This window comes from Nocardioides sp., assembly GCF_024509035.1.
GTDB lineage: Bacteria > Actinomycetota > Actinomycetes > Propionibacteriales > Nocardioidaceae > Nocardioides.
The window spans coordinates 1-4,806 of the sequence record NZ_JANINT010000168.1 but is presented as its reverse complement, the minus strand read 5'-3'; the positions used below and the strand labels follow the sequence as shown (position 1 = coordinate 4,806).

Here is a 4,806-nt window from a genome sequence, read left to right as displayed (position 1 = left end):
TCGCGCGCCGTCCCGCCGGTGCCGCCGGCGCCCACGACGCCCACGACGCCCCCGCCCGCCCAGCCTCCCCACCCGGTCGCCTCGCCGCCCTCCCCCCACCCGCGGAGCCGAGGCGTGCAGCCCGTGATCGCCATCGCCCTGGTGGTGCTGGCGATCGCCGTCATCGGCTGGCTCGCCTACGCCGCCGGCAACGACGACGACACCAGCGCCCAGCCCCGGGCAGGGCGCAGCAGCGCGACCGGCGGGGCGACCGGAGGCGGGTCCCCCAGCCCGTCGGACCAGCCGCGACCCGAGGTCACGGCCGACGGCATGGAGGGCTTCATCGAGGACTACCTCGCCACCGTCACCACCGACACCAAGGCGGCCTGGGAGATGCTCACCCCTGGCTTCCAGGACGCGAGTGGCGGGTTCGGGCGGTACAACTCGTTCTGGAAGAAGATCGCCACCGCCGACGTGCTGTCGGCAGAGCCTGATCCGGCGAGCCGGCAGATCAGCTACACGGTCGAGTACCAGCGGCGAGACGGCAGCAAGACCACCGACGACGTCACTCTCCGGCTCGACGGCACGGACGAGCGGTACCTCATCTCCGGCGAGTCCTGACCTCGGCGCCCTATCGTGTCCTCCGGGAGGTGCGATGGAGCGCGAGATGCTGTACCGGAACGTCGTCGAGACGTCGCCGGGCGGGATCTGGGTCTTCGACCTCGACGGCCGCACGGTGTACGCCAACCCCGCGCTGCGCGCCCTCTTCGGCGTCGGCGACGACGAGGTCATGGGTCTCACCGTCTTCGACTCGCTCGACGAGGTCGGCAAGGAGCAGTTCGCCGCCCATCTCGAGGACCTGCGCGCGGGCCGGGTGAACGACCACGACGTCGAGTGCCGGTTCGTGCGTCGCGACGGCAGCTCCCTGTGGGTGATGGTCACCGAGAGCCTCCTGCACGACACCGACGGGTCGGTCCTGGTGCTCCACCGCCTCGCCGACTGCAGCGACCGCAAGCAGGCGCTCGAGGACCTCACGACCAGCCGCCGCAGGCTGGCCGAGGCGCAGCGGATCGCGCGCATCGGCAGCTGGGAGTGGAACGTCCGGACCGGTGAGGTCTGGGGATCCGAGGAGCTCTGCGCGCTCTACGGCCTGGATCCGGACGCGTTCCCGGCGACGTACGACGACTTCCTCGGCATCGTGCACGCCGACGACCGCGCGTCCGTCGACGACGCCGTCCGGGGTGCCCTGGACACGCCCAGCGACTTCGTGTTCGTGGCGCGGGTGCAGACCGCTGAGGGAGCCTGGGTCTGGACGCGCGGCCGCGGCGTCTCGCTGGCCGGAAACGGCGGCGAGGTCGTGTCGATGTACGGCACCCACCAGGACATCACCGAGACCAAGCAGGCCGAGATCGCGCTGGAGGACCAGGTCCGCCAGAACGCGCTCATGCAGGCGGTCGCGACGGCCGCCAACGAGGCGGCCACCCTCGAGGAGGTCCTGGTGCAGGCGCGGCACCTGGTCCTGCTCCACGACGACTGGGTCCGCGGGCGCGCGTTCGTGCTCGACGAGCAGCGCACGGCCGTGGTGCCCCTCTACGTCACCGACGAGGACCGGGACGCCGACCTCGCCGAGGCCGCGACCCTGGCCAAGGAGCTCGAGCTCGCCAACCGCGCCTACCGCGAACGGCGATCGGTGTGGGACGAGGAACGCCTGACGATCGCGTTCACCGTCGCCTACGCCGACGAGGTCGTCGCCGTGCTGACGATCACCTCGGCGCCGCCGCTGTACCGCTTCGACATGATCGAGTCGATGGCCGAGCAGGTGGCGGTCCAGCTCGGCCGGGTCGCCGAGCGCGAACGGGGTCAGCGCGAGCTCGCGGACGCCCGGGACGCGGCCGAGGCCGCCTCCCGCCAGAAGTCGGAGTTCCTCGCGACGATGAGCCATGAGATCCGCACGCCCCTGAACGGCGTGATCGGCCTCAACGACCTGCTGCTGCGCACCGCCCTCGACCCCGACCAGCTCCGCCTGGCCTCGGGCGTGCAGGTCGCCAGCCGCGCCCTGCTCAGCGTCATCAACGACATCTTGGACTTCTCGAAGATCGAGGCCGGCAAGCTCGAGCTCGAGCGGCTCGACTTCGAGATCCGCGACGTCTTCGACCAGGTGGCGAGCCTCCTCGGCGAGGCGGCCCGGGCCAAGGGGCTCGAGCTGATCGTGTCCTGCCACCCCGACGTCCCCGAGGTGCTCGCCGGCGACCCGATCCGGCTGGCGCAGGTCGTCACCAACCTGGGCTCCAACGCGGTGAAGTTCACCGAGCGGGGTGAGGTCTTCATCCGGGCGACCGCCACACCGGGTCCGACGGGTCGGACCGTGCTGCACGTGAGCGTGGCCGACACCGGCGTCGGAGTCCCCGAGAAGGACGTGGACGCGCTGTTCGACGCCTTCACCCAGGCGGACGCGTCGACGACCCGGCGCTTCGGCGGGACCGGCCTGGGCCTGGCCATCTCACGCGAGATCGTCCAGGCGCTGGGCGGCGAGATCGGCCTGCACCCCAACCCCGGAGGCGGCAGCGTCTTCTGGTTCACCGCGGAGTTCGACGCCCCCGGCGGACCCGCCCACGACGCGGACGACGACTACGCGCGCACCTGGCTCGGAGGGCGCCACGTCCTGGTCGTCGACGACAACGAGCACAACCGCCTGATCCTCGAGGAGCAGCTGGGCTGGTGGGGCATGCGGGCCGCGTCGAGCGCGAGTGCCGACGAGGCCGAGCGGACGCTCGCGGAGGCCGACGCGGCCGGCGACCCGTTCGAGGCGGTCCTGCTCGACATGGCGATGCCCGAGCGCGACGGGCTCGACCTCGCCCGCGCGCTGCGCGCCGATCCGTCGTACGACGGACGCACGATCATGCTCACGTCGGGAACCTCGCCCTCGGCGTGGGACCTCCGCGTCGCGGGCATCGTCGACTGCCTGACCAAGCCGCTCCTGGGCGCGGAGCTGCGGGCAGCGCTGCTACGCCACCTCGCCGAGGTCGATCCGCGGCCCGAGCCGCCGGCGCACGCCACCCCCCAGGTGACCGGGCCCGCGCGCCGGGTGCTGGTCGTGGAGGACAACGTCGTGAACCAGCTCGTGGCCGCGGGGTTGCTCGAGGCACTCGGGTACCGCACCCGCATCGCCGACGACGGGGCCGCCGCCCTGACGGCGCTGGCCGAGGAGCCGTTCGACGCCGTGCTCATGGACGTGCAGATGCCGTTGATGGACGGCTACGCGGCCACGCGGGCCATCCGGGCCGGCGAGGCCGGAAGCGGCCGGAGGCTGCCGATCATCGCGATGACCGCCGCAGCGGTCGAGGGCGAGCGGGAGCGCTGCCTGGCGGCGGGGATGGACGACTTCCTCACCAAGCCGGTCGACGCCGCCGCCCTGGCGCTCGTCCTCGATCAGTGGGTCGGCACCACGAGCGGGCCCGCACCGCGTAGCGTGCGCATCGTGAACGAGGACGACCAGACGCCGCCCGCGCCCGCCGTACCGGACCGGACCCTCGACGGCCTCACCCTCGACCGCCTCGACGAGCTGCGCGACCTCGACCCGGGCAACACCGCCTACCTCGATCGCGCGATCGGCAACTTCGTGGCCAACACCCCCGAGACGCTCGAGCGGATCCGCGAGGCGCTGGCCGCCGGTGACGCGGCGACGCTCAAGCAGGTCTCGCACAAGCTCGCCGGCGGGGCTCTCAACCTCGGCGTCACCCCGGCGGGGCGCACCGCGCAGCAGATCGAGCTCGTCGCCGACACGGGCTCGACCGAGGGTGCCGCCGAGCTCGTCGACCGGCTCGGCCAGGAGCTCGAGCTGGGCCGCGCCGCGCTGCTGGCCTACCAGGCGCGCTACTCCCAGGTCTGAACCACCCGGTCGTCCGCGCCCAGGTTCACGACCGCGTGCGTCGGGGTACGGCTCCCGCGGGGGTACTACGACGCACTGGGAGCGGAACATGAAGAGCCTGATCGGGATCATCGTCGTCGTCTGGCTGGTGATCGGCGTGCTGGCCGCGTGGCAGCGCGGCTACTTCGGCGACGACCAGGAGGTCACGTGCAAGACCGCCGGGGACACGAGCCTGACGATCGTGGCGGGGCCGCTGAACTACCTCGGCGCCAACCCGAAGGTCGACTGCAACGTGAAGGCCCCCCAGCCCTCGGAGTGAGGCCACCGGCCGGGTGACAGGCTGGGCCCATGCGCTACGTGAAGCTCGGCCGCACCGGTCTGGACGTCTCCGCGATCACGCTCGGCTGCATGAGCTGGGGTGACCCCACCCGCGGCGGGCACCCGTGGGTGCTCGACGAGGAGGCCGGGCGCACGATCATCCGCTCGGCGCTCGAGGCGGGCGTGACGGTGTTCGACACCGCGAACGTCTACTCCGGCGGCAGCAGCGAGGAGATCACCGGACGGGCCCTGCGCGACTTCGCCCGCCGCGAGGACGTCGTGATCGCCACCAAGGTGCACGGGCGGATGCGCCCGGGGCCGTACGGCGCGGGCCTGTCCCGCAAGGCGATCCTCCACGAGATCGACGAGTCGCTGCGCCGTCTCGGCACCGACTACGTCGACCTGTACCAGATCCACCGCTGGGATGACGGCGTGCCGATCGAGGAGACGATGGAGGCGCTGCACGACGTGGTGCGGGCCGGCAAGGCCCGCTACCTCGGCGCGTCCTCGATGTACGCGTGGCAGTTCGCCAAGGCCCAGCACGTCGCCGCGACCCACGGCTGGACGCCGTTCGTGTCGATGCAGAACCACTACAACCTCATCTATCGCGAGGAGGAGCGGGAGATGCTCCCGCTCTGCGC

Annotated in this window: 4 protein-coding genes; all 4 read left to right on the top strand. The window is 72.2% G+C overall.

Features of this window, described 5'->3' with window-relative positions:
- The first annotated feature begins 123 nt into the window (after positions 1 to 123).
- Positions 124 to 600 carry a hypothetical protein gene (locus Q0L15_RS12825; RefSeq protein ID WP_296604834.1) on the top strand — a complete coding sequence of 159 codons (477 nt, stop codon included), beginning with the start codon at positions 124 to 126 and terminating at the stop codon, positions 598 to 600.
- A 46-nt stretch (positions 601 to 646) separates the two neighbouring features.
- Positions 647 to 3,868, top strand: a complete 3,222-nt coding sequence (locus tag Q0L15_RS12820) for a response regulator (RefSeq protein ID WP_296604833.1) — start codon at positions 647 to 649, stop codon at positions 3,866 to 3,868.
- An 88-nt stretch (positions 3,869 to 3,956) separates the two neighbouring features.
- Positions 3,957 to 4,166, top strand: a complete 210-nt coding sequence (locus Q0L15_RS12815) for a hypothetical protein (protein WP_296604832.1) — start codon at positions 3,957 to 3,959, stop codon at positions 4,164 to 4,166.
- Between the two features lie 29 nt (positions 4,167 to 4,195).
- Positions 4,196 to 4,806 (top strand): aldo/keto reductase (locus tag Q0L15_RS12810; RefSeq protein WP_296604831.1); only part of this gene is annotated, 611 nt, incomplete at its 3' end.